23 protein-coding genes are annotated in these 25,900 nt (G+C 61.6%); 2 read left to right on the forward strand and 21 right to left on the reverse strand.

Annotation, left to right across the window (positions count from 1 at the left end):
* Positions 1-125 precede the first annotated feature (125 nt).
* The 12 genes from lpxC to ftsW form a co-directional block, all read right to left on the reverse strand.
* Positions 126-1,043, reverse strand: a complete 918-nt coding sequence (lpxC, locus tag GZH79_RS16075) for a UDP-3-O-acyl-N-acetylglucosamine deacetylase (RefSeq protein WP_211644768.1) — start codon at positions 1,041-1,043, stop codon at positions 126-128.
* A gap of 184 nt (positions 1,044-1,227) precedes the next feature.
* The gene (gene ftsZ / locus GZH79_RS16080) at positions 1,228-2,856 is read right to left on the reverse strand and encodes a cell division protein FtsZ (protein WP_211644769.1); all 1,629 of its coding nucleotides are present in this window, start codon (positions 2,854-2,856) and stop codon (positions 1,228-1,230) included.
* A gap of 174 nt (positions 2,857-3,030) precedes the next feature.
* The gene (ftsA, locus tag GZH79_RS16085; protein ID WP_211644770.1) at positions 3,031-4,365 is read right to left on the reverse strand and encodes a cell division protein FtsA; all 1,335 of its coding nucleotides are present in this window, start codon (positions 4,363-4,365) and stop codon (positions 3,031-3,033) included.
* A complete protein-coding gene (locus GZH79_RS16090) occupies positions 4,365-5,246 on the reverse strand; it encodes a cell division protein FtsQ/DivIB (protein ID WP_249219238.1) in 882 nt (293 codons plus the stop codon). The genes ftsA and GZH79_RS16090 overlap by 1 nt, the downstream gene beginning before the upstream one ends.
* A complete protein-coding gene (locus GZH79_RS16095) occupies positions 5,234-6,112 on the reverse strand; it encodes a D-alanine--D-alanine ligase (RefSeq protein WP_249219263.1) in 879 nt (292 codons plus the stop codon). The genes GZH79_RS16090 and GZH79_RS16095 overlap by 13 nt, the downstream gene beginning before the upstream one ends.
* A gap of 116 nt (positions 6,113-6,228) precedes the next feature.
* On the reverse strand, positions 6,229-7,170 hold the full coding sequence (gene murB, locus GZH79_RS16100) for a UDP-N-acetylmuramate dehydrogenase (protein ID WP_211644772.1): 942 nt from the start codon (positions 7,168-7,170) through the stop codon (positions 6,229-6,231).
* Positions 7,167-7,427 carry a DUF2484 family protein gene (locus GZH79_RS16105; RefSeq protein WP_211644773.1) on the reverse strand — a complete coding sequence of 87 codons (261 nt, stop codon included), beginning with the start codon at positions 7,425-7,427 and terminating at the stop codon, positions 7,167-7,169. Before GZH79_RS16105 ends, murB begins: the two co-directional genes overlap by 4 nt.
* The gene (locus GZH79_RS16110; protein ID WP_211644774.1) at positions 7,424-7,678 is read right to left on the reverse strand and encodes a DUF2484 family protein; all 255 of its coding nucleotides are present in this window, start codon (positions 7,676-7,678) and stop codon (positions 7,424-7,426) included. The genes GZH79_RS16105 and GZH79_RS16110 overlap by 4 nt, the downstream gene beginning before the upstream one ends.
* On the reverse strand, positions 7,675-9,177 hold the full coding sequence (locus GZH79_RS16115) for a hypothetical protein (protein WP_211644775.1): 1,503 nt from the start codon (positions 9,175-9,177) through the stop codon (positions 7,675-7,677). Before GZH79_RS16115 ends, GZH79_RS16110 begins: the two co-directional genes overlap by 4 nt.
* A 4-nt stretch (positions 9,178-9,181) precedes the next feature.
* The gene (gene murC / locus GZH79_RS16120; RefSeq protein ID WP_211645051.1) at positions 9,182-10,597 is read right to left on the reverse strand and encodes a UDP-N-acetylmuramate--L-alanine ligase; all 1,416 of its coding nucleotides are present in this window, start codon (positions 10,595-10,597) and stop codon (positions 9,182-9,184) included.
* A complete protein-coding gene (locus GZH79_RS16125) occupies positions 10,597-11,673 on the reverse strand; it encodes a UDP-N-acetylglucosamine--N-acetylmuramyl-(pentapeptide) pyrophosphoryl-undecaprenol N-acetylglucosamine transferase (protein WP_211645052.1) in 1,077 nt (358 codons plus the stop codon). Before GZH79_RS16125 ends, murC begins: the two co-directional genes overlap by 1 nt.
* 11 nt (positions 11,674-11,684) lie before the next feature.
* The gene (ftsW, locus tag GZH79_RS16130) at positions 11,685-12,854 is read right to left on the reverse strand and encodes a putative lipid II flippase FtsW (protein ID WP_211644776.1); all 1,170 of its coding nucleotides are present in this window, start codon (positions 12,852-12,854) and stop codon (positions 11,685-11,687) included.
* 156 nt (positions 12,855-13,010) lie between these two features.
* Here ftsW and GZH79_RS16135 point away from each other — a divergent pair, with 156 nt between their 5' ends.
* Entirely contained in the window at positions 13,011-14,183 is a 1,173-nt protein-coding gene (locus tag GZH79_RS16135) for an NAD(P)/FAD-dependent oxidoreductase (protein WP_211644777.1), read from the forward strand.
* Here GZH79_RS16135 and murD read toward each other — a convergent pair.
* The 9 genes from murD to GZH79_RS16180 all read right to left on the reverse strand — a co-directional run bounded on the left by murD (position 14,180) and on the right by GZH79_RS16180 (position 25,072).
* The gene (murD, locus tag GZH79_RS16140; protein WP_211644778.1) at positions 14,180-15,577 is read right to left on the reverse strand and encodes a UDP-N-acetylmuramoyl-L-alanine--D-glutamate ligase; all 1,398 of its coding nucleotides are present in this window, start codon (positions 15,575-15,577) and stop codon (positions 14,180-14,182) included. The genes GZH79_RS16135 and murD overlap by 4 nt on opposite strands.
* Before the next feature lie 105 nt (positions 15,578-15,682).
* Positions 15,683-16,765 carry a phospho-N-acetylmuramoyl-pentapeptide-transferase gene (gene mraY / locus GZH79_RS16145; protein ID WP_211644779.1) on the reverse strand — a complete coding sequence of 361 codons (1,083 nt, stop codon included), beginning with the start codon at positions 16,763-16,765 and terminating at the stop codon, positions 15,683-15,685.
* 27 nt (positions 16,766-16,792) lie between these two features.
* Complete coding sequence (gene murF, locus GZH79_RS16150; protein ID WP_211644780.1) at positions 16,793-18,208, reverse strand: UDP-N-acetylmuramoyl-tripeptide--D-alanyl-D-alanine ligase; 1,416 nt, start codon at positions 18,206-18,208, stop codon at positions 16,793-16,795.
* Entirely contained in the window at positions 18,205-19,698 is a 1,494-nt protein-coding gene (locus GZH79_RS16155) for a UDP-N-acetylmuramoyl-L-alanyl-D-glutamate--2,6-diaminopimelate ligase (RefSeq protein WP_211644781.1), read from the reverse strand. Before GZH79_RS16155 ends, murF begins: the two co-directional genes overlap by 4 nt.
* 19 nt (positions 19,699-19,717) lie before the next feature.
* Positions 19,718-21,502, reverse strand: a complete 1,785-nt coding sequence (locus tag GZH79_RS16160; protein WP_211644782.1) for a penicillin-binding protein 2 — start codon at positions 21,500-21,502, stop codon at positions 19,718-19,720.
* On the reverse strand, positions 21,499-21,858 hold the full coding sequence (locus tag GZH79_RS16165) for a cell division protein FtsL (RefSeq protein WP_211645053.1): 360 nt from the start codon (positions 21,856-21,858) through the stop codon (positions 21,499-21,501). Before GZH79_RS16165 ends, GZH79_RS16160 begins: the two co-directional genes overlap by 4 nt.
* Positions 21,858-22,826, reverse strand: coding sequence for a 16S rRNA (cytosine(1402)-N(4))-methyltransferase RsmH (rsmH, locus tag GZH79_RS16170; RefSeq protein ID WP_211644783.1), 969 nt, complete (start codon positions 22,824-22,826; stop codon positions 21,858-21,860). The genes GZH79_RS16165 and rsmH overlap by 1 nt, the downstream gene beginning before the upstream one ends.
* A gap of 9 nt (positions 22,827-22,835) precedes the next feature.
* Positions 22,836-23,273, reverse strand: coding sequence for a cell division/cell wall cluster transcriptional repressor MraZ (locus GZH79_RS16175; protein WP_249219239.1), 438 nt, complete (start codon positions 23,271-23,273; stop codon positions 22,836-22,838).
* Positions 23,274-23,998: 725 nt separating this feature from the next.
* Positions 23,999-25,072: an Mrp/NBP35 family ATP-binding protein gene (locus GZH79_RS16180; protein WP_211644785.1), complete on the reverse strand. Its 1,074-nt coding sequence runs from the start codon at positions 25,070-25,072 to the stop codon at positions 23,999-24,001.
* Positions 25,073-25,300: 228 nt separating this feature from the next.
* On the opposite strand from GZH79_RS16180, the gene GZH79_RS16185 reads away from it, so the two are divergent.
* Entirely contained in the window at positions 25,301-25,510 is a 210-nt protein-coding gene (locus tag GZH79_RS16185) for a DUF1127 domain-containing protein (protein ID WP_211644786.1), read from the forward strand.
* Positions 25,511-25,900: the final 390 nt, after the last annotated feature.

Consider the following 25,900-nt stretch of genomic DNA (forward strand, 5'->3'; position numbering starts at 1 on the left):
TCGTCTTTACTGTTCCGCACCTTATCGGCCGGGTTTGGCAGAAGGTCTAACAGAAAAGACAGGCGTGCAAAACGGCTTATCGCAGAACGCGATCAAGTTGTGCCGAAACCCCGCGCGCGATCCGGTCAAGCGACGGCATTCAGATCGGCAGCCGACAATCCCTGCCCCGGCAGACGCGCCGCGATTTGCGGCGTGCAATCGACAAGCCGCCATGCCGACGGGCGGTCGAACAGGGCGCGCAGCAATGCGTTGGACAGGTTATGCCCGGCTTTGTGGCCCGTGTAGCGGCCAAGGATCGGCGCACCGGCCGTATAAAGATCCCCCAGCGCATCCAGCATCTTGTGGCGCACCGCTTCGTCCGCGTGGCGTAATCCACCCGGTGTCAGCACCTTGTCGCCGTCGACGACAACGGCATTTTCCAGCGTCCCGCCCAATGCCAGCCCACGGGCGCGCATCTCTTCGACGTCCGCGTTACGGCAAAATGTGCGGCTGTCGCATAGGGTATGCACAAAACTTCCATTGGCCATATTCAGGGTTTTAGCCTGATGCCCGATGGCCGCATCGGCAAAGTCGATCTCGAAATCAATCTGAAGGCTTGTCGCAGGCTGAAGACTGGCCCAAGCATCGCCATGATGGACGGATACATTTTCCAAAATCTTGATAATCTGCAGGGGCTTGGCCAGCCGTTTCAGCCCGGCCTGCAGTATGCCGCGCACGAATTCTGCCGAAGATCCGTCCATGATCGGCACTTCGGGTCCGTCAATATCGATCAGAACGTTATGCACGCCGCAGCCGGACAGGGCCGCCATCAGGTGTTCGATGGTCGACACGATGGTGTCACCCACCCGTAACCGCGTGTTCAGCGGACAGATTTCGACATGGTGCCACTTGGCCGGAATAAGCACGCCACCACCGTCACGATCGACACGCCGGAACACGATGCCATGTCCCGCAGGCGCAGGCCGCAAATGCAGGTTCACCGGCTTCCCGGTGTGAAGCCCGATCCCGTGAAAGGTCAGGTCTTTCTTCAATGTTGTCTGCATGGCGGTGCCCCACGTGCTGCGGATACTTAATGTATTATAAACGCAGCAATAGTCCGGTTGGGGGCAGGACCACAATTCACACATTACAACAAGCTGAAACAATGCCCGCTCGATGGCTTAACCAACTGCTTTAAAACGAAAAAGCCGCCCCAAGGGGCGGCTTTTGGATCGTATCGGGAAATGCTTAGTTTGCCTGACGCCGGAGAAAGGCGGGAATCTCGATCCGTTCCTGATCGGGGTCATGCTCTGGCTCGTGGCGCGGTTGCGCTTGCGGCTGCTCTCGTTTCGCACTGACCTGTGGCTGCTGGCGCGGCGCTTGTGCAGCTGCCGGTTTTTGATCGCCAGTCATGCGGTTGATCAAAGAGTTGATACCAAAGCGCGGCTTTTCGGCCTCCTGATCCTGCGGCGCTGCGGCCTGACGCGGCGTTTCTTTTGGCTGACGCTGCACGGCAGCCTGAAGACGGGCCAGCGCTTCTGCTGACGGCTCTCCGGGGCGAGAAGCGCGCGGCGCGGTAAACTGTTCGGTGGCGTCGATCTCTGGTTCTGCGCGCGGGCGATAGGCCGGGGGTGGCAGATCGTCGTCAAGATCGGCGGGTTCCGGTTCGGCGTATTGACGCGGCTGATGGTCTGCCATGTCGTCCAGCAGGCTGCGTTCTGCACGCTCTTCGTGACGCGGGGTTTCCACGCGGGCGGCGGGCTGTTCATAGCGGCGCGGTTCTTCGCGTGCCGGTGCGGGGGCCACACGGGGTGCGGGCTCTTCACGGCGCGCTTCGCGCACGGGTTCACGGACCGGCTGGCGCGCGGGTTCCTGTGTCGACCGGCGGGGCTGCGGTTCTGCTGCCCTGACGGCGGCGTCGATCCCGGTGGCCACGACCGACACGCGCATCCGGCCTTCCATGCTGGTATCCAGCGTCGAGCCCACGATGATGTTGGCTTCGGGGTCGACCTTTTCGCGGATTTCGTTCGCGGCCTCGTCCAGTTCGAACAGGGTCAGATCGTAGCCGCCAGTAATATTGATCAATACACCGCGTGCGCCCTGCAGGCTGATTTCGTCCAGCAGCGGGTTTGCGATGGCCTTTTGTGCGGCCTGCTTTGCGCGGTCTTCGCCCTCGGCTTCGCCGGTGCCCATCATCGCCTTGCCCATTTCGTCCATCACGGCGCGGACGTCTGCGAAATCAAGGTTGATCAGGCCCGGACGCACCATCAGGTCGGTCACGCCCTTGACGCCCTGATACAGCACGTCGTCGGCCAGCGCGAAAGCTTCGGTAAAGGTGGTGTTTTCGGTCGCCAGACGGAACAGGTTCTGGTTGGGAATGATGATCAGGGTATCGACGACCTTTTGCAGTGCTTCGACGCCTTCTTCGGCTTGACGCATCCGACGCCCGCCTTCGAACTGGAACGGCTTGGTCACGACGCCGACGGTCAGCACACCCAATTCACGCGCGGCCTGCGCGATGATCGGGGCAGCACCGGTGCCGGTGCCGCCGCCCATACCGGCGGTGATAAAGCACATATGCGCCCCGGCCAGTTGGTCGACGATCTGTTCGATGCTTTCTTCAGCGGCGGCGGCACCGACGGTTGCGCGTGCGCCGGCACCCAGACCTTCGGTCACTTTCACGCCCATCTGGATCTTTTGCTCGGACCGGGACTGCTGAAGCGCCTGCGCGTCGGTGTTCGCAACGACGAACTCGACGCCATCAAGCTCTTTCTCGATCATGTTGTTGACCGCGTTGCCACCCGCGCCGCCGACACCGAAAACGGTGATCCGTGGCTTCAGGTCCTCGTGCCCGGGAAGGGAAAGATTCAGTGTCATGCTCGGTCCGCCTGTTTTTATGTTGCACCCGTCCCACCGGGCATAATTCGACTAATTATCGCAATCCTAACGCCTTCACGCAGACGCGTCACCCGAAAACCACAATCTCACCACAAAATGTGGCATGATTCCGCACAGTTTTTCACGATATGGCGAGTCGTGCCAAATATAGACTCACCAATTGTCTTTGAACCACTTGACGGCCCTTTTCAGTGATCGCGCCGGATAAGTGTCGGCGGGCACGTCAAAATCCCACCATTCGTCCTGCGGATGGGCGGCAAAGAGCGCCAGACCGACAGACGATGAAAACGCAGGCCCCGTCGCGGCCTGTGGCAGACCCTGCACGCGCAGGGGGCGACCCAATCGCACCTGTTGACCCAGAATTTTCGCCGCAAGCCCGTCCAGCCCCGGAATCTGGCTGCCGCCACCGGTCAGAACGATTTGTTGGCTGGGAAGATGTTCAAATCCAGCCGCGTCCAGACGCGCGCGGACCTCTTCCAGAATTTCCTCGATCCGGGGGCGCATAATGCCGATCAGTTCCGCCCGGCTGACGGTGCGGCGGTCGCGTTCCCAGTCCCCGGTATCGCCACCGATCTCGATCATCTCGCGGTCGTCCATACCAGTTGCGACAACGCCACCGTAGAACGTCTTGATCCGTTCGGCGGTCTGCATCGGCACCTGCAGGCCCATGGAAATATCGCCCGTCACATGATCGCCGCCCATGCGGACCGCATCGGAATAAATCATATGCTTTTTCATGAAAACCGACAGGCTGGTGGACCCGCCGCCCATGTCGATACAGGCCGCCCCCAGTTCCTGTTCGTCTTCCACCAGACTCGACACGCCAGACACATATGCCGAAGAGGCGATGCCAGCCAGTTCCAGATCGCACCGCTTGATACAGAAAAAGAGGTTGCGGATCGCCGTTGCGTCCACGGTCAGCAGATGCAGGTCAGTGGTCAGCGTCTGGCCCATCTGGCCGCGCGGGTCGCCCAGACCGCTGCGGTGATCCAGCGCGAAATTGACAGGCTGGGCGTGCAAGACGTCGCGGTCATCACCGAAATCCGGCATGTCACAGGCCGCCAGCACGCGGCCAATGTCATTTTCCGTCACGATGTTTTCCGCAACCTCGACACTGCCATCCAGACCATAGGACCGGGGCCGCGCACCGGCAAAGCAGGCGATGACATGATCGACGCGCACTTCGGCCATTTTCTGCGCAGCTTGCACGGCGGTGCGGATGGCGCGTTCGGTTTCCTGCATCGCGTCGATTTCACCGAAACGGACGCCGCGCGACCGCGTGGTCGCGGCACCAATCACCCGAAACCGCGATTGCCCCGCCAATGATCCGACACCGTCATTATCGCCCAGCCGATCGGGTCCGTCGAAGCGCAGCACAAGGCACGCGATCTTGGATGTGCCGACGTCCAGAATGGCGATGACGCCCCTCTGCATCGCCGCTTTGCGCACGTTCCGCATCGCCCGTTGCGTTTCGTATAAATCCCGCATTACTGCCCCATCCTCTGAACTCTACCTGCCGCGCTTGCGTTGCGCGTTGCGATTACTGCCTCTTGTGCCAGACGCAGTGTCGGGCGCTGCGGCACCCGCATGTCGACGACGGCGACATCGCGATCCAACACGTCCTGCGCTTCGTTCAGCGCAATCACTCTGTCCAGCGCACTCACCGGACCGTCGGCGGGCAGCAGAATGCGCTGGTCACGATCCAGCACCATGTCCCAACGTCGGTCACCCACACGCACCAAACCGCGCATCCGCTCTGCGATCGGTCCCGCGCTGCGAAACAGTGTCAGTGCCTCTGCGATATGGCCCTGCGCGCCCTGCCCTGCGATCAATGGCAGATCCAGCCGGTCACTACGCGACGTCACTGCCCCGGCAAACACGCCGTCTGCATCAATCATCCGCAACCCTTCGGGCGTGCGCCACAGCGCCACCGGCACCCGTGGCGTCACGGCGATTTCCAGCGCACCCGCGTCACCGACCCGCACGCGCGCATCGGCAACGCTGTCCAGCGCCGCAATCCGCGTCCGCAATCCGGCCAGATCCAGATCGAACGACGACACCGGAAAGGTGACATTCGCAACCTTGGTCACGCTGTCTGCCAATGTTTCGTCCGCACCTGTGATCGACAGCTCTGACACCATGAACTGGGGGCGTTGATGAAAGGCTTCCGTCAGTTGCGCGACCCGGTCGGTCAGCAACGCGCGGTTCGCATCGTTCAGCGACCAAAGCCCCGCAACAAGTGCCACAGTGGCCATCGGCACACCGACCCGCAGGCCCGTGCGCACGCCGGGCGTCAGCATCCAGCGCTGCCAGCGGTAGCCCCATTTCGACGGGGCCGGATCGCGGATCGGTCGCGTCATCTGTCGCATGAGGCGTCTTCTACCAAGGTGCGGCAAAGTGATGGAAAGTCGATGCCGACGTGTGCGGCCTGTTCAGGCGCGAGCGACGTGGGTGTCATGCCCGGCTGCGTGTTGGTTTCCAGCAGGATCAGGCCCGCCAGCCCACGACTTTCGTCCCATCGGAAATCGGTCCGGCTGATGCCGCGGCAGCCCAACAATAAATGTGCCTTCAGCGCATAATCCATGCAGGCGTCAAAGATGTTGGGCGGCAGATCGGCGGGGATCACATGACGCGACCCGCCTTCGGTGTATTTCGCCGTGTAATCGTACCAGCCGTCGGTCAGGATATCGGTGACGGTCAGCGCGCGGTTGCCCAGCACGGTCACGGTCAGCTCACGTCCCGGTGCAAAGGCTTCGACCAATACGCTGTCCGGCATGGTGTCAGCCAATTGGGGCGGGCCGTCAGCGGCGTCATGCACAAGGTAGATCCCGACGCTCGACCCTTCGTTGTTGGGCTTGACCACATAGGGCGGCACCATGACGTGACCGGCGCGTACGTCCGCCGCACGGGCAATCAGACTGGGCACGACCGGCAGGCCTGCGTCGATATAGGCGGCTTTGGTTCGTTGCTTGTCCAGCGTCAGCGCCGACGCCAGCACGCCCGAATGTGTATACGGAATCCGCATCCATTCCAGCAGGCCCTGAATACAGCCGTCTTCGCCCCAGCGGCCATGCAGTGCGTTGAACACAACGTCAGGCGCAACATCGGTCAGGCGCGTGGCCAGATCACGGCCCGCGTCCAGTTCGATGACTTCGAATCCTGCCTCTCTGAGTGCCTGCGCGCATTCGTGGCCCGTGGACAAAGAGACTTCACGCTCTGCCGATGGGCCGCCCATCACGACGACAACCTTGGAGGGTGCCACTTCTGACATGCCCTAACCGCCTCGCTTGCGGGTCTTTGCGACCCGTCATTATCATTGGCCCTTGCCTGGGGCCGCCCCGTTTTCGGGGATTATTCCGTGGCTTCATGCAGGGTGCGTTCGCCGACCCGCATGATTTCCCACTCTAGTGTGACGCCCGATTCGGCGTAAACCCTTTTTCTGACCATTTCGCCCAAATCTTCGAGGTCAGCAGCGGTTGCACCACCCGCATTGGTCAAAAAGTTAGCATGCATCAAGTTCATGACCGCCCCGCCCAGCGTGGCGCCCCGCATTCCGGCGCCCTCGATCACCTTCCATGCCTTCATCTCGTGCGTATCATCGTCACGTCCCGTTGACGAGTGCCCGACTGGATTGCGGAATGTGCTGCCCGCCGTCCGGTCCTTGGTCGGTTGGGTTGCATCGCGTTTGGCCAGCTGGTCGGCCATGCGCTGCGCCAATGCGCCGGGATCGCCCAGCGGACCACGCAGCACGGCGGACACCAGCACCGCACCATCGGGCAGTGTGCTGGACCGGTAGGCCAGTTGCAGTTCGGCGCCGTCCAGCGTCACCCGGCGGCCATCGCGTAGCACCACATCGGCGCTGACCAGCACATCGGCCACATAGGACCCGTAGCAGCCCGCGTTCATCCGCACGGCCCCGCCGATACTGCCGGGAATGGTCCGCAGGAACGTCAGGTCCACGCCCGCATCGGCCGCGCGGCGCGCAACATGGGCGTCCAGCGCGGCGGCCCCCGCCGTCACCGTATCGCCCGCGACCACAATATCGTTGAACCCGCGCCCCAACCGGATCACCACGCCACGCACGCCGCCATCACGCACGATCAGGTTGGACCCGACACCCATCGCAAAGACAGGCACCGCCGGATCGAGGGCCGCCAGAAAAGCAGCCAGATCATCGACATCCGCAGGCTGGAACAGCACATCCGCAGGGCCGCCGACACGCAGCCACGTCAGGCTGTCCAGCGGACGGTCCAGCGTCAGGGTGCCGCGCACATCGGGCAAAGCGGTCGTCATTCAGCAGGCTCCTGCGTTTTGCGGTGACGCAACCAGCGCCCCAGATAAATGATCGGCCAGCGCAGGACGGACCCGCCCGCTGCCATGAAAACCAGCCCGATCACCGGGCCACTGACATAGGTGACCCAGCCCAGCAAGGGAATGCCCAGCGCGATCATCACATAGGCGAACCGCCAGTGATTGTCGCGCGACGGAAACATCGCCACGACATTGGCCGCGATCAGCCACAGCAGTGCAAGGATGACAGGCACGCTCATCGTGGCACCTCCGGGGTCTGCCCCCGCGCCCGTGCGAAGAGGTAACGCAACGGATTGCGGAACATCGACACGAACGCCAGCACGGCAAGTCCCGCCACCAGCCACCCCAGATCAACCCCCAGCCAGACGATCAGGACGGGAGCCACCAGCAACAGCGCCACCCCCGGCACATATTGGTGTCGCATGGGGAGGAAAGCGGTGACGGTCGCCGCAATGACCCAAAGCGCCGCGATGATGAGGGAGGGGGTCATGGAAAGCTCCGGAAAAAGATTTCCAAAAGAGTGCGAAAGGCTGGGCCTGAAAAGTAGACCACTGCACCATAGGCCCCTCCAATTACCGCAAAATCCTTCACTACAGACGCAGTTTCTTTAAGCGTGACCCTTACTGCGCGATAGCATCGTGCAGTAAGGCCGGCGATGCGATAGAGCGCGTTGCGACGTGCAACTTCATCTTCTTCGGTATCTTCGATAATAGCAGCTTCGGTCGTAAGTGCTTCGGCAAGTGCTTCATCGCCTGATTGCGCAATGGCGCGCGCGCCTTCGGCAATCAGAGACACATCGCCCTCTGGTACAGCGGGACGGGTCGCTTGATAGTATGCTCTGATCTCTGGGCTCAGACCGATCAGGTCCAACTGCACATTTTCGAGAATCTCTTGAAAGTCACCGATTTCTGCATCCTGATCAGCAGAAGGACAGTCGCCTATCGCGATTTTCTTTGCCAAACGCGTCAAAACGCGGCTCACGTCCTTCAGGATCAGGACAGGCCGATCCCGGTGAATGGTTTGCGCCTCGTCCAAGATGCGCAATTCGGTAGTGAGAGGGAAACTGTTGCGTGCCACATCACTGGATTCGAACAAGCGACAGGCACTGGAGATCTGACCAAGTACGTCGACTAGATAATCCTGCTCAATCGTATCGGTCGCGCGCAGCACGAGGACGGCATTTTCTTCGTCGTAGGTGACGTCTTCACCCAGCGGGGTCGCAGCAATGATCTGGTCAGCATCCTGCGCCCGATACAGCCCCAGCACCCCGTCAAACATCGGATTGATATGTGCGGGGCCTTTGTCCCAGTCGTCCTTGCCCAGTGTGCTTAGTACCTCGGCCATATCTGCCGCTAGAAAATCACGGCCCGACAGGACGCGCTCGTACCAGGCGATCCAGAATGACCAATCGGCGGAGGGGTCATTCTCAAACACATCCTGAACATGCTCCCAAGATTTTCGATATTCTCCAGACATTTTGGCATACCAGACGGGATCCCCCGACTTGGCCAATAAATCTGTGTTTACTTCACTCCACTTCCTATTCGGCACCAACGAATTTAGCGCATTTATTGCATACGGAATGGCTTGTTTTGCTGTGGAAGTAAAACAAGCCATTGGCGCATAGGCAGCAACAAAGAATCCTGAATTACCATACCGGCCTGACTGAAAAAACGATGAATAGGTTGCTGTTTGCTCGGCAACAGCAGTCGCTACAGATGCCACTGCATACGCAGAGCTTTCGAGGGTTCGTTTATTTTTTATATCATTTGCTACCAGCGACGTAGCAACAGCACCAAAAAACGGAACTGCTGTCGCACCCGACGCTCTCAAATGCTGATTCTCAGCAAACTCAATTGCGATCATCGGCAAATAACGGGCCGATGTTCGCGACAAAATTCGCTTGACAGCCTCTACGGCGTCATCTTCCGGCAGCGCGTCCAGATACCGCTTTAGGCTCTCCTCATCCTGAACCTGGGCGATGTCCACCGCCCTAGCCTGCCAGTCGGTCTTTCAGGCCGTAAGCCCAGGCGGAAATTGTGCCGGCGCCCAGACAGACGACCATGTCGCCGGGGACGGCCTGTTCGCGTACGAGCCGTTCAAGGTCTTCTTCGGATGCGACGGTGCGGGCGTGGCGGTGGCCGTGGCGGATCAGGCCTGCGACCAGATCGTCGCGGGATGCGCCGGGGATCGGGTCTTCACCCGCCGCATAGACGTCGGATATCCCCACCACATCGGCGTCATTGAAACAGGCGCAGAATTCGTCGAAATGATGCGACAGGCGGCTGAACCGGTGCGGCTGGTGCACGGCGATCACGCGGCCTTCGGTCGCCTGACGGGCGGCTTTCAGGACGGCCGTGATTTCGACGGGATGGTGGCCGTAGTCGTCGATGATGGTGATGCCGCCCACCTCTCCGACAAGGGTAAAGCGGCGGTTGACGCCGCCGAATGCCGCAAGGGCCTTGCGGATACCGTCCTTTGTCATGCCCAGATGGCGGGCGACGGCGACGGCGGACAATGCGTTCGATACGTTATGATCGCCCGGCATGGGCAGCACGCAGCCTGTGATGACATCGTCTTCGGCGCGCAGGGCGATGTCGAAATGTGCGCGGCCCGCCTGATAGGTCAGGTTGATCGCCCGGACGTCGGCCTGTGCGTTGAACCCGAATGTCACGACGCGGCGGTCGGTGATCTTGCCCACAAGGCTTTGGACCTCTGGGTTGTCGGTGCAGCACACGGCCAGCCCGTAGAACGGGATGTTCGACACGAAATCCAGAAACCCCTGCCGCAGGTTTTCGATCGTGCCCCAGTGATCCATGTGTTCGGGGTCGATATTGGTGACGATGGCGATGGTGGCTGGCAGACGGTTGAACGTGCCGTCGCTTTCGTCCGCTTCGACGACCATCCATTCGCCCTGCCCCATGCGGGCATTGGACCCGTAGGCGTGGATGATACCGCCGTTGATCACGGTCGGGTCGATCCCGCCTTCGTCCAGCAGGGCGGCGACCATCGTGGTGGTCGTCGTCTTGCCATGCGTGCCCGCGACCGCGACGTTGGATTTCAGACGCATCAGTTCAGCCAGCATTTCCGCCCGGCGCACCACCGGCAAACCGCGCGCGCGCGCGGCGTCCAGTTCGGGGTTGCCCGGTTTGATCGCCGATGAGATCACGATGACCTGCGCGTCCGCCAGATTTTCGGCCTTTTGCCCGACAAAGACGGTGGCGCCCAGCTCTTGCAGCCGTTTGGTGATCGGGGTGGCCTTCAAATCGGACCCCTGCACGGTATAGCCGTGGTTCATCAGCACCTCTGCGATGCCGGACATGCCGATCCCGCCGATCCCGACAAAATGGATCGCGCCCACGTCCAGTGGCAATTTCGTCGGTGCCATAAGCTGTAAACTCCCGTCCATCATGTCTGTGCTCCTGCCAGTGTTTCGACCAGCGCGGCCAGCCGTTCCGTAGCGTCCGGTGTCCCGCAGGACAAGGCCGCGCGGGCCATTTGCCCTGCCCCGGTGGGATGCAGCAGGACGGTTTCCATATGTTCTGCCAACGCGTCGGCGGTGAATTTGCTTTCGGGCATCAGGATCGCGGCACCCGCATCGACCATCTGGCGCGCATTGGCGGATTGTTCGTCGCGGATCGCACTGGCCAGCGGGACAAAGATCGCGGGCCGCCCGATCACGCTAAGGTCCGCGACAGTGCTGGCACCGGATCGGGCAATGACGAGCTGCGCTTCTGCCATCAGGGTGGGGATGTCGTGGAAAAAGGTCTGGACCTGCGCCGCGATGCCGCGCGCGGCGTAAAACGCATCGACACGCTTCACGTCTTCTTCGCGGGCCTGCTGAAAGACGCGGATGTTGCGGCGCACCGCATCGGGCAGTGCGGCGATGGCGGCAGGCACCACATCGGACAGGATACGCGCCCCCTGCGAGCCGCCGATCACCAGCACCGACATCGGGTAATCACCCGGCGGGATATATCCGGCACACGCGCGGTCCATGATCGCCTGCCGCACCGGGTTACCGGTGTGGATGCCTTTGACACCTGCAGGCAGTTTGGTGGGCCATGTCCCGCAGGCCACGGCATCGACGCGGCTGGCGAATAATTGGTTCACCCGGCCCAGCACGCCGTTTTGTTCGTGGATCATGCGCGGAATCCGCAGTGCAGTCGCCGCCGTCATCGCTGGAATGGCAGGATAGCCGCCGAACCCAACGACAGCCGCCGGGCGGTCGCGCCGCATCTTCAGGATGGCCTGCACCGCACCGGCCGCGATTTTCGCGGGCACCACGGCCTTGGACAGCACACCGCCTCGGGCAAAGGTGGCGGACGCCACCTGATCGACAGCAACCGCATCCGGAAACCCGCCCGCGTAGCGCGCGCCGCGCGCGTCCGTCGACAGTTTCACCCGCCAGCCGCGATCCAGCATCGCCTCTGCCAGTGCCTGAGCGGGGAACATATGACCGCCGGTGCCACCCGCAGCGATCATCAAAAGCCGGCTCAACGTCCCATCCGCCGCATCAGAATGTCACCGATTTCGCCTTGTGGACGACTGCGGGTGAGGGCCAGCAGCATGCCGACCGCGATGCCCGTCGCAATCAGTGACGACCCGCCGTAGCTGACGAACGGCAGGGTCATCCCCTTGGCAGGCAGCAGCCGCACGGCCACACCCATGTTGATCATCGCCTGCACGCCGAACGCACAGGCCAACCCCGTGCCCGCCAGCCGGATGAACGGGTCGCGTTCGCGCATCAGCCGCGACAGGCTACGCACCACGATCACGGCATAAAGGATGATAATGGCAACGACGCAGATCAGACCATATTCTTCGGCGGCGACGGCGATGATAAAGTCTGTATGCGCGTCAGGCAGGGACCATTTCACCTGCCCCTCGCCAACGCCCACGCCAAAAAAGCCACCTTCGCGGATGGCGTTTGTCGCGTAACCCAGCTGCGTTGTCGGGTCGACCTCGGGTGACAAAAAGCCATTGATGCGACGGGCGAAGTGTTCGGAACTGTTGTAGGCAAAAAACCCAACGCCCACGACGCAGGCCGCCAGCGACAGCAGCAACACCATCGGCGCACCGGCCACGAAATACATCACACCCCATGCGAACAACACAAGGCAGGCCTGACCGAAATCGGGTTGCAAGGCCAGCAGGGCCACGATCAGGATCGTCAGGACAAAGCTGTACATCCGGCCCGGCGGCCCGCCGACGCTAAGCGCTGCGGCCATCATCCAAGCAGAGATCACGACGAAGCCGGGTTTAAGAAATTCCGACGGCTGCACCGAAGCAAAGCCCAGCGAATACCAGCGGGTCGCACCCTTGCCGAAATCAGTGCCGAATATCGGGAGCAGGGCCAGCGCGGCAAAGGCAAATGCAAACCCAATGACCGCAAGACGGCGCACCATCACCGGCGTCATCAGCGAAAAGCCGAACATGACAGCAATCGCCATGCCACCGAAAAACGCCTGACGCGTCACGTAATAGAACGGGGGCAATCCGTTTTTCGCAGCCAAAGGGGGCGATGCGGCCAGTCCGAGCAGCATGCCAATGGCGAAAAGCACCAGAATGCAGCACATTGTCCACTTGTCGATCGTCCGCCACCAGCGCGGCAAAACGGGATCACCCGTCACCACGCGCGGCGCGCCGTACACCATCTCGGTCATGCAAATTCCGCCCGAATTGCCTATCTTCGCCCGGTTTTGTCCGGGTCTGATTGCCAGCCTAAACCGAAAGCCGGACCGATTCTACTTCTAATTGACGCACCCTGCCCACACGGCGGGGTCTTGCAACCGCGGACGTTTCAGGCGAATCCCGTCGGCATGCAAGTCAATACGCTGATCCTTGGCGCCGGGGCTGCCGGCATGATGGCGGCCGCCCATGCGGGGCCGTCCACGCTGGTCGTGGATCATGCCCGCGCACCGGGGGAAAAGATCCGCATTTCTGGCGGCGGACGCTGCAATTTCACCAATCTTTATGCGGAACCCGCCAATTTCATCTCGGGCAATCCGCATTTCATGAAATCGGCCCTGTCGCGCTATACGCAATGGGATTTCATCGACCTTGTGAACAGCCACGGGATTGCATGGCATGAAAAAACGCTGGGCCAGTTGTTTTGCGACGATAGCGCGCGACAGATCGTGGCACTTTTGCGGGCCGAAATGGACCGGGCTGGCGCACAGATGTGGCTGCAGACCAGCATCGACAGCGTCACGCATGATGGCGAGTTCCGTGTGACCCTGACCCGTGACGGGCGCAGCACGGTCGTGACCGCCCATCACCTGATCCTTGCCACGGGCGGTAAATCCATCCCGAAGATGGGCGCGACGGGCCTTGCGTATCGCATTGCGGAACAGTTCGGCCTGCCGCTGGTCACGCCCCGCCCCGGACTGGTGCCGCTGACGTTTGGCGACACCTTCAAACCGCTGGCGGGCATCGCACTGCCCAGTCGCATATCGGCAAATGGTCCCGCATTCACGGAAGCCGCACTTTTCACCCATCGCGGGCTATCCGGGCCAGCCGTGCTGCAGGCGTCAAGCTACTGGACAGAGGGTGAGACCATCACGCTCGACCTGTCACCGGACGCATCGCTGTTCGATCTGCTGAAAACCGCGCGCCAGACCGCAGGTCGTCGGTCATTGACGACTGTCCTTTCGCAACATCTACCGGCCCGATTGGTTGTATATCTGGATGATGACTTGCCCAAATCGAACTTGGCTGATTTGTCGGATGCCAAACTGGCCCAAATTGCAGACCGTCTGCATCACTGGCAACTGACCCCGGCCGGATCAGAGGGCTACCGCACCGCAGAGGTGACATTGGGCGGCATCGACACCGACGCGCTGAATTCCGCCACGATGGAAGCGAAAACCGTGCCGGGCCTGTTCGCCATTGGCGAGGCGGTCGACGTCACAGGATGGCTGGGCGGTTACAATTTCCAATGGGCGTGGTCATCGGGCTGGGCCGCAGGCACGGCCATTGCCGCCGGGTGTTAGGCCAATGCGCTGCGGACCTGATCGGTAAAATCATCACCTCGCGCGGCAAAACTGTCGTATTGATCGAACGACGCACAGGCCGGTGCCAGCAGCACCACGTCGCCCGGTTCGGCATCCGCCACGGCCTGTGCAACAGCCACATCCATCGTGCCGCAAATCGCCGCGTCGACGCCACCCAACTGGCGGGCGAAATCCTCGGCCTCGCGTCCGATGACATAGGCGCGGGCGACCGTCCCCAGATGTGGTAGCAACCCGTCCAGACCGCCCTCTTTTTGCAGGCCACCGCATATCCAGCGGATGCGCGGAAATGCCTGCAACGCCTTGGCCGCCGCGTCGACGTTGGTGGCCTTGCTGTCGTTCACGAATGTCACGCCGTCACGTTCGGCCACGATCTGCGACCTGTGCGGCAGACCGGGGTAGCTGCGCATCGCCGCTTCGATCCCGCGCGGTCCCAGTCCCAGCGTCCGCACTGCGGCATAGGCGCAGCAGGCGTTTTGATGGTTATGCACGCCCGGCAGGCCGGTGATGTCACGCAGGTCGATGGATGCCACCTGCTTGCCGCGCCGATGTTCAACCAGAAACCCTTTTTTGGCGCAGACCGTCCAGCCGTCACCCAGCTTGCGGGTGACCGATACCCGGATCAGGCGGTCGTCGGACAGGGCATTGACCAATTGGTTGGCGAGATAACGGCCTTCGTCCTCGTCCACGCCGATGATGGCGCGGTCCGGGCCGCCTTCGGAAAACAGGCGGCGTTTGGCCGCGAAATAGCCACCCTGCCCGGCGTGACGGTCCAGATGATCAGGGCTGATATTCGTCAGCACGGCCACGTCGGGCGTCAGATGCCGCGCCAGTTCGGTCTGGTAGGATGACAATTCCAGCACCACGACTTCGCCGTCGTGGGCGGGGTCGATGTCCAGCACCCCACGCCCGATGTTACCGGCAAGCTGCGTCGGACGCCCGTTTTCCGCCAGAATATGATGGATCAGCGCAGAGGTGGTGGATTTTCCGTTGCTACCCGTCACCGCGATCACGCGCGGGCGGGTATCGAACCCGTCCCAGTCATCGGTGGCGAAAGAGCGAAAGAACAGGCCGATGTCGTTGTCAACCGGCACGCCCGCGTCCCACGCGGCGGCGATCACTGGGTTTGGGGCGGGATACAGGTGCGGAATGCCGGGGCTGACGATCAGCGCCGCGATCCCGTCGAACGCACCCGGTCTGGTCAGGTCCCGCAGCACGAGCACCTCTGCCTCTGCGATGTCGCGGGCACGCGGGCTGTCGTCCCAGACGACGGGATGCGCACCGCCATCCCGCAACGCCCGCGCCGTGGCAAGACCAGACCGGCCAAGGCCCAGAACAGCGACGGATTGACCGGCAAAACCTTGGACAGGGATCATGGGAACGGCCTTATGTCAGATGTGGCAGGCTTGGGTTTCAAACCGGATACCGCCGGGCGTTTGCAAGCAAAAGGTGTTTCAATCCGGCAAATGGGCGATGCCACTTCACCGCACCTTTAGCGTCGCCAACCCGATCATCGCAAGGATCAGCGCGATGATCCAGAAGCGGATCACGATCTGCGGTTCGGCCCAGCCCTTTTTTTCATAATGATGGTGGATCGGGGCCATCAGGAACACGCGCTTGCCGGTCCGTTTGAAATACAGGACCTGCACGATGACCGATAGCGCCTCGACCACGAACAGGCCGCCGACGATAGCCAGCACGATTTCATGCTTAGTCGCTACGGCGATGGCGCCCAACGCACCACCCAAGGCCAGCGATCCGGTATCGCCCATGAACACGGCGGCTGGCGGTGCGTTATACCACAAAAACCCAAGGCCGCCGCCCACAAGCCCCGCGCAAAAGATCAGGATTTCACCTGAATCGACGACATAATGCAGGCCCAGGCTTTCTGCGAAATCCACGCGCCCCACGAAATAGGCGATGATCCCGAATGTCGCCGCCGCGATCATCGCGGGCATGATCGCAAGGCCGTCCAGACCGTCGGTCAGATTGACCGCATTCGCGGCCCCCACAATGACAATCATCGCAAAGGGCACAAAGAAAATTCCAAGGTTCAGCAAGACATCTTTGAACACAGGGACCGCCAGTTGATATTGCAGATCGATGGGGTGGAAATAAGACGCCCACAGCGTCGCCAGCAGCGCGATCAAAAAACCAAGCCCCAGTCGCACCTTGCCCGGCACACCGTCGGATTTCTGTTTGCTGACCTTTGCGTAATCGTCAGCAAATCCGATGGCGGCAAAGCCCAAGGTCACAAACAGGACCATCCAGATATAGGGATTGTCCCAGCGCGCCCACAGCAGGGTCGATGTGGTCAGCGCACCCACAATCAGAAGCCCCCCCATCGTGGGGGTGCCTGCCTTGATAAAATGGCCTTCTGGTCCGTCGCTGCGGATCGGCTGCCCCTTGCCTTGGGTGCGGCGCAAGACATTGATCAGCGGCAGACCGAACAGGAAACCAAACACCAGCGCCGTCATGAACGCCCCGCCGGCGCGGAAAGTAATGTAACGAAACAGGTTGAAAAAATCACCGCCGTCCGACAGCTCGGTAAGCCAGTATAGCATGTTGTGGTTCCCTTGCTGGACCGCGCGTCAGCGATGCCCGAGTTTCCTGATGGCGTCAACGACACGCGAGACGTGCGATCCTTTGGACCCTTTGACCAGCACGACATCGCCGGCATCGACCAGACTTCTGACTGTGGCGGCCAGATCATCGGCGTCGGGTGCCCAATGCCCCCGCAGTTCGGCGGGCAGCGCGTCGAACAGCGCCCGCATCCGTGGCCCTGCACAATGGATGACATTCACCGTTCCCAGATGCGCACTGTCGGCCAGACCCGCGTGCATCGCCATTTCATCCGGCCCCAGTTCCAGCATATCGCCCAGGATCGCGATGCGGCGACCACGACGGGTGCGGCCCACATCATCACGCGGCAGGCTGGCGGCAAGCACTTCCAGTGCGGCGTCCATGGATGTCGGGTTGGCGTTGAACGCATCATCGATCAGATCCAGCGTGATCCCGTCTTCCAGCGGGTCCAGAACCACGCGTTCGCGGGTGCCACGGCCCTGCGGCGGCTGCCACCGTGACAGGTTGACGGCAGACTGCACAGGGTCTGCCCCCAACGCGTCGGCCGCTGCCAGCACGGCGACGGCGTTCATCGCAAAATGCCTGCCCGGCACCGACAGCTTGCACAGGTATTCGGTCCCGTCGTGCTGTATCGCTATAGTCGTGACGCTGTCGGTGATCCGCACTTTACCCAATGCCCATTCGCCCGATGTTCCAAAAGTAACAATTTGCGCGCCTGCATCGCGGGCAATATCGGTCAGAATGTACGATGTATCCAAGTCGGCGTTCAGCACAGCGACACCATCCCCATCCAGCCCGGTGACAATCGACGCCTTTTCGCGGGCGATGCCGGACAGGTTTTCAAAGGCTTCCAGATGGGCGGGCGCAACGGTTGTGACCATCACCACATGCGGGCGGGTCAGCCGCGACAGCGGTGCAATTTCGCCGGGATGGTTCATGCCGATTTCGATGATCGCATATTGCGTGTCCACAGGCATCCGCGCCAGCGTCAGGGGCACGCCCCAGTGGTTGTTGTAGGACGCTTCTGCCGCGTGGGTGCGGCCTTGCATTGCCAAGGCAGACCGCAGCATTTCCTTTGTCGATGTCTTGCCGACCGACCCTGTGACGGCAACGATCCGGGCGCGCGTCCGGGCGCGCGCAAAGCGGGCCAGATCAGCCAGCCCCGCCAGCACATCATCCACGATCAAAAGCGGTGCATCAGCCGCAACATCCGCAGGTCGATGTGACACAAGCGCGGCGGCGGCGCCTTTTTCCAGCGCTTGTGCGACGAAATCGTGGCCGTCACGGGCAGCCGTCAGGGCCACAAACAAATCACCGGGCTGCACCGTGCGCGTATCAATCGACACACCTGTCGCCTGCCAGTCGGTCGTTGTTTCACCCTTGGTTGCCGTCACCGCATCGGCGCTGGTCCACAGCGGGGTCAAATCCGTCCCTCCAGTGCAGCGACAGCAACGCTGGCCTGTTCGGCATCGTCAAATGGCAGCACTGTATCGCCAACAATCTGGCCCGACTCGTGTCCCTTGCCCGCGATCAGCAGCGCGTCACCCGGCCCCAGCGCGTCGATGCCACGCAGGATCGCTTCGGCGCGGTCGCCGACCTCTATGACCTCTGCGGCGTTTTCGGCCATTGCACCGGACAAAACTGCAGCGCGGATATCGGCGGGCCGTTCGGACCGGGGGTTGTCATCGGTCACCACGACCAGATCGGCGTTGGCTGCAGCCGCCTGCCCCATCAGGGGCCGCTTGCCCTTGTCACGGTCCCCGCCCGCGCCCACGATCACAACGATCCGACCCATCACATGCGGACGCATCGCCCGCAGCGCTGTCTGCACCGCATCGGGTGTATGCGCGTAATCGACAAAGACCGGCGCGCCGTTTTCGCGGGTGGCAACGAGTTGCATCCGTCCGCGCACCGTCGTCAATTTTTCCAGCGCGGCAAAGACATCACCGGGCAGTGCGCCCGCCGCGATGGCCAGCCCACAGGCGACAACGACATTATCGGCCTGAAAGCCGCCGATCAGGTTCAGCCGGGCGCGAAATGGCCGATCCTGCCACAAAAGCTGCAAATCCTGTCCGGTATCGTCGAATCGCTGCGCCACGATCCGCAACCGCGCATCGGCATGACGGCCGACCCCGATCACTTCAATCCCACGTGTCGTGCACAGACTGGCAACCTCTGGCCCGCGCGGATCGTCAAGATTGACCACCGCCACGCCGTCGTCGGCCAAAATGCGGGTAAACAGCCCCATTTTCGCTTCGAAATAGGCCTCAAACGTTTCGTGATAGTCCAGATGGTCCTGGGTGAAGTTCGTAAACCCCGCCGCCGCGACCATGACGCCGTCCATCCGGCGCTGATCCAACCCATGAGAGGATGCTTCCATCGCGGCATGGGTCACACCGTCTTCTTCGGCCTCTGCCAGAATGCGGTGCAACGTCACGGGATCCGGTGTGGTGTGGTGCAACGGCGCGGTCCACGCGCCTTCGACGCCGGTGGTGCCGATGTTGATTCCCGCATAGCCAAGGATTTCCCAGATCTGCCGGGTAAAGGTCGCCACGGATGTTTTACCGTTGGTGCCGGTGACGGCGACCATGACCTCTGGATGGGGGCCGAACCACAGGGACGCGGTCTGCGCCAACGCCTGACGCGGTTCCTGCGCGATGACCAGCGCGGCATTGGTGTCAGCCAGCACGTCGGCGGCCAGTTCCGCACCGGCGGTATCGGTCAGGATCGCCGCCGCGCCCTGTTCCAGCGCCAAGGGAATAAAGCTTGCACCGTGAACGCTGGTGCCGGGCAATGCCGCGAATAAATAACCGCGCCGGACGGCCCGGCTGTCCGTTTCGACCCCAAGGATTCGCGGATTGCGACCACCGCGCGCGTGCAGACCAAGGTCCAGCAAGGTTTTGATCTCGGACATGGCGTATCTCCGGCGCGCGTCAGTTCGAGGTGAGTGTTACACTAGCCTGTGCCAAAGGTTCAATCAGTGGTCTCATGCCCAGCAGCGGTGCGACGCGACGGATCATTTCGGCGGCCACGGGCACCGCCGTCCAACCCGCAGTCCGGCGTGGTTCATCGCCAGAGGATTCGACCGCTTCATCCAGCGTCACGATGACCACGTATTTGGGGCCGGACGCGGGAAAGACGGATGCAAAGGTCGTGATTGTCTTGTCATCGTAATAGCCGCCGCCGTTCGTCAGCGGTTTGTCGGCGGTTCCGGTTTTGCCGGCCACCTCGTATCCTGCGACCTCGCCCATGGATGCGGTGCCGCGAGTCACGACCTGCCGCAGCATATCAACCGCACGTTCTGACGTATCTTCGCGGATCACCCGCGGGCCAACCTGCGGTGTCTCACGTTTCAGCAGCGTCGGCGTCACCTTTGTGCCGCCATTCACAACGGTCGCATAAGCCTGCGCCAGATGAAGCGGAGAGCTGGACAAGCCGTGACCAAAGGAAATCGTCGCTGTGTTCACCTCGCCCCAGCGGGGCGGCAGCAGAGGTCGGCCTGATGGCGCTTCTGTCAATTCGATCTGGGTGGGTTCGGTCAGGCCCAATTTCGCCAGAAATTCCTTTTGCCGCACGCCACCGATCTGCAAAGCGACCCGCGCCGTGCCCACGTTGGACGACTCGACGATCACGTCGGTCGCGGTCATGACCGGGTCCATGCGGTGAAAATCCCGGATGCGCTGGCGGCCAAACGACAGCGGCCCCTTGGTGTCGACCATCGTCATCGGGTTGATCAGGCCCATTTCCATCGCTTGGGCGATGGCGAAAATCTTGAACGTCGATCCCAGTTCATAGACGCCCTGCACCGCGCGATTGAACAGCGGACTATCAGACTGGTCACCTGTGGTCAGCGCCGGCGGGCGGTTGTTCGGATCGAAATCCGGCAATGACGCAAGCGAGATGATTTCACCGGTATGAATATCCATGATGATGGATGCCGCACCCTTGGCGTTCAGCAGCATCATGCCACCTGCCAACACTTCCTCTGCGGCGGCCTGCACCGTCAGATCAAGCGACAGTTGCAGCGGCGCACCTTCGTTGGCGGGGTCGCGCAGCAGATTGTCAAACCGGTGCTCGATGCCCGCGACACCGATGACTTCGGCGCTCGATACGCCTTCACGGCCATAGGACGCACCGCCCAGCACATGCGCCGCAATCGGCCCATTGGGGTAAAGCCGCATTTCACGCGGGCCGAACAGCAGGCCGGGCGACCCGATATCATGCACTTGCTGCATCTGTTCAGGTGAAATCTGCCTGCGGACCCAGACAAATTTTCGGCTTCCTGTAAAGTCCTTTAGCAGGCGTTCTTCATCCAGATCGGGGAAAATCGCTGCCAGTTCCGCCGCCGCACGCGCGGGTTCGATCATCTGATGCGGCTGGGCATACAGTGCATGCGTCGCAAGGTTGGTCGCAAGGATGCGGCCGTTGCGATCGACGATATCGGCACGCTGCCCGATGATCGGGTTGCCGCTGGCGGCGACACGCGGTTCTTCGGGCACCGATGCGGCCAGCGTGGACATCCGCACCCCGATGGTGCCGAACGCCAACGCAAAAGCCGCGCCCAGCAGCAACAGGCGCGATTCTGCGCGGGCACGGCTGCGATCGGCCAATGCTTCGTGACGCAGGCGCAGGTTTTCTTTTTCAATCGCGGACGGGTCTTCGCCCGTTTCGCGCGCTTTGAGGATACGGGCCAGCGGGCGCAGTGGGGTGCGGATCACAGCGGGTCCTCTTCGTCCGATGGGCCGATGGAATTGATATCGATGGGATCCGTGATCGGCAGAATATCGGGGATCGGATAGACGATATAGCGCGGATCGCCAAAGCTGTCGGGCGACAGTGGCAGCAGCCCCAGCCTGTCAAAGTTCAGCTCTGCCAGATCGACCAGCCGGTCGGGCCGGTTCAGATACGCCCATTCGGCGCGCAGCATACCCAGACGTTCGTGGGCATCGCCAATCTGCGCGTGCAAAAGGCGCACATCCTTGATCGCGGTCTGCGTGCGGTAGTTTTCCTGATAGGCCCAAAACCCAAGCCCCATGACCGCGACGGCAGCGGCGACATACATCACGAAACGCATCATTGGTCGGTCGTCCTGAGTGGCATGCCCAGATCACGCCGCGCGATGTCGGCGGCGGGGGCGTCGGTACGGGTGGCGATCCGCAATTTGGCGGACCGGGCGCGTGGGTTGGCCGCGACTTCGTCCGGGTCGGCGGCAATCGCCTTGCGGGTCTTTTGTGTAAAGGCCGGGGTGATTTCATCCAATGCGGGGGCATAGCGGTTGGCGTTGGCGGTCGTGCCGCTCCGCGCTTGAATGAACCGTTTTGCCATCCTGTCTTCGACGGAATGGAACGTCACCACGGCCAATTTGCCACCGGGCCGCAAGGCCCGTTCAGCGGCCATCAGCCCGTCGGCCAGTTCGCCATATTCGTCGTTCACCGCGATCCGCAGCGCCTGAAACGTCCGTGTTGCCGGGTGCGATTGGTTAGGTTTGGCACGTGGCAGGCAGCTTTCGACGATCTTGGCCAGTTGCAACGTTGTCGTCACCGGACGCGCGGCGACAATCGTCCGCGCAATCCGGCGGCTGGCGCGTTCTTCACCATAAAGATAGATAATGTCGGCCAATTCGGTTTCGTCGGCGGTGTTGACTATATCCGCGGCAGAGGTGCCCGCCTGCGACATCCGCATGTCCAGCGGTCCGTCACGCATGAACGAAAACCCACGTTCCGGCAGGTCAAGCTGCATGGACGACACACCCAGATCCAGCACCACGCCGTCCAGATCCTGCGCATAGCTGTCCATCTGCGAAAACGTGCCTGCAACCGGCACGATCCGGTCGCCATAATCCCCGATCCAGTCCTGCGCCATGTCGAACGCCAGCGGGTCGCGGTCAACGGCGATCACGCGATCAGCGCCCGCATCCAGCAGGCGGCGGGTATAGCCGCCCGCGCCGAACGTGCCATCCAGCCAGACACCGGTGATCGGCGCACAGCCATCGATGATCGCGTTGATCAGAACGGGAATATGGGGTGCGTCCGGACCTGACATTTCCGCGCCCTATTCGACCAGGCTCATCGGGTCGAAATCGTCGCCCTGTTCGGCGATCCATTCGTCCAGATCGTCGTTCACGCTGGCTTCGAAGTTTTCAAGCTTCCAGATCTGGAAAAAATCGCCAAGGCCCATGAATTTCAACTCGCCTTCGACGACGCCCATTTTCTTGCGGAACGCCAACGGCATGACAACGCGACCGTCCTTGTCGATGGTCAATTCGTCCGAAAACCCGATCATCAGGCGGCGCAGCTTTGATTTGTTGGGGTTGTTGTCAGGCATGGCGATGATTTTTGCCATCCGAATGTTGAAATCGTTCATCGTCATGATCTGCAGGCTTTCGCCCAGATGGTTTCCGAACAGGATCTTGGCCTGCATCGGTTTGTCTGGGGACCATTCGGGATCACCGGCTTCGATCACGCGCCGAAATTTAGCCGGGATGGACATGCGCCCCTTCCCATCCACTTTCGACTGAAACTGGCCTGTGAAACCCAGGTCCACCGTGATCCTTTCCGCCCGCCCCAAATGTGTCGCTAAATGTAGAAACGGCGGATTGAGTTAGCTGCCACTACTCAACCCGCCGTCTCATGCCCTTTGGAGTAAGGGCGGGACCAGCTGCGCGCGCCATCTGGGGGGATGTCTGCTCGCTCACGCGCCGGATCGCTTTGTCAGTAAAAACGAGGCCTGTATGAAACCTGACTATTTGCCGGTGGGGTCTTTGGCGCCCCTTGATTGTCTGCCCGTCGTTACCGTGATGACTTTGTGGCATGCAGAAACGGACCGGGCAACGCCTAAATTGGGATTTCTGTGAACATCACGGGATGTCACGCAGAATCACGCCCCTGTGATTCGATGGTTATCCACAGAGCCGGTTATAGATATGCCGCGTTTGTGGATAAATTTTACCATATATGGTGCTGAGGCGAGACGTTCCCAGAAGTTCACAGGGATCGAAAAAAGTTTTCGCCGCTCCCCCGAGTCGGCTTGAACCAGTGGCGCCGCCGCCGCAGTCAATCCCCTTCGTGCGATAAAATGACAAAAATTTTGGCCGTCAAAGGCCAGAATCGGGCATCCAAAAAGATGCCCGATCCAGATTCACAGAGATTCAGAAATGTTGTTCGAATCGCAGACCGCAGCCCAGACCCGACCGGGTCGCCGGTCAGGCGGGGTCGTCAGGCCATGCCACCGTCGATGAAACGCTGCGCAAGCGCGGCATAGGCATCGGCGACCGGGCCTTCACCCGCCGCAATCGGAACGCCGGCGTCACCGGACACGCGGGTTTGCAGATCAATCGGAAGCGCACCTAGGAATGGCAGCCCCAGCGCCTCTGCCTCGTCGGCGACACCGCCGTGGCCGAAAATCTGGGTTTCCTCGCCACAATGCGGGCAATGAAAGGTGCTCATATTCTCGATCAGGCCAAGAATTGGCGTTTTGAGTGTGTTGAACATGTCCATCGCCTTGCGGGCATCCAGCAGGGCCACGTCCTGCGGCGTGCTGACGATCACGGCCCCGGTCAACGCGGTCTTTTGCGCCAGCGTCAATTGCACGTCGCCCGTCCCCGGTGGCAGGTCGATGATCAGAACGTCGAGTTCGCCCCATTCCACCTGTCCTAGCATCTGCTGCAATGCGCCCATCAACATGGGTCCGCGCCAGACCACGGCCTTGGCCGGGTCGACCATCAGGCCAATGGACATCATGGTGACGCCATGTGCCTGCAGCGGCACGATACGTTTCCCATCGGGACTGCCGGGTCGCTGGTTCACGCCCATCATGCGCGGCTGGCTGGGGCCATAGATATCGGCATCCAGCAGACCGACCCGCCGCCCTGCCCGCGCCAGTGCCACGGCCAGATTCGACGACACCGTCGATTTGCCAACGCCACCCTTGCCCGAACCAATCGCAAGGATCCGGTCCACCCCCGCGACACGTTCCGGACCGGCCTGCGGGGTCGGATGACGCCCGACCTTTAGACTGGGCGGTTCCGGTTTCGCTGCGGGCGCACTATGGGCCGTCAAGACGGCGGAGACAGCTTCAACGTCGCCAAGCGCCCGGATCACATCCACCGCTGCGGCGCGTACCGGTTCCATACGTGCGGCCGTGGCGGCATCCGGTGCTTCGATCACAAAACGGACCTGTCCACCGTCCACCGTCAACGCGCGGATCATGTCGCGCGACACAAGATCGCCCCCGTCAGGCAGGCCCACGCGAGACAGCTCTGCCATGATCATGTTCTTGTCCAACGCCATCGGTGCGACCTTTCACTACTTATACAGGCGCACAGTCTGCCTGTCGGTTCCAAGGTTCAAGGGCGCGCGGAAAGCCAATGTAACTGCTTTGTAACGTGACCCAGAGTAAATTGCATCTGCTGCATAGCAGCATTGACGAGACAGCTATTGTGCAACTGCAGCATGATCCTAGATATTGGTCATCAGAAGCGCAGACGTGCTTCACCAGATGAGAAGAGCGAGAGCAACATGGCATACACGAATACGAACACCGCACCGACGCTGAACCAGCGCTTTGCAGGTATGCGCGCACAAATCGCCGAAGCAGCTGCAAAGCGCCGTGTCTACCGCACGACGTTGACCGAACTTTCAGCGCTCAGCAACCGCGAACTTGCCGATCTGGGCATTGCCCGGTCGATGATCAAGGGTATCGCGATAGAAGCCGCATACGGCAAATGAATTCCAATCGGGTCCTTATCAACCTCCTCCCTGATACGGACCTGACCGCGCAGCCTGCTACCTCCTCCCGGCGGGCGCGCACATGACAAAGCGGCGGCTCTGACCGACCTCCTCCCCGTGTTGGGGTCGCCGTTTTGAACAGATGCGAATACGGACGCTGCACCTCCTCCCGCGGTGGTCCGTTGATAACCGGAACGATGGCTACCTCCTCCCAGCCGGACTTTCGGGAAAGACCAGGGTTTGCCCCGCCTCCTCCCGGCGGATGAACCTGACTAACAGCGGTGGTGGTCACCTCCTCCCGGCCACCACCGCGCCAAGAATTCGAATACGGACACTGCACCTCCTCCCGCGGTGGTCCGCATAGCCGGCTCTTCCTACCTCCTCCCAGGG

The organism is Loktanella sp. SALINAS62, assembly GCF_018263905.1.
GTDB lineage: Bacteria > Pseudomonadota > Alphaproteobacteria > Rhodobacterales > Rhodobacteraceae > Loktanella.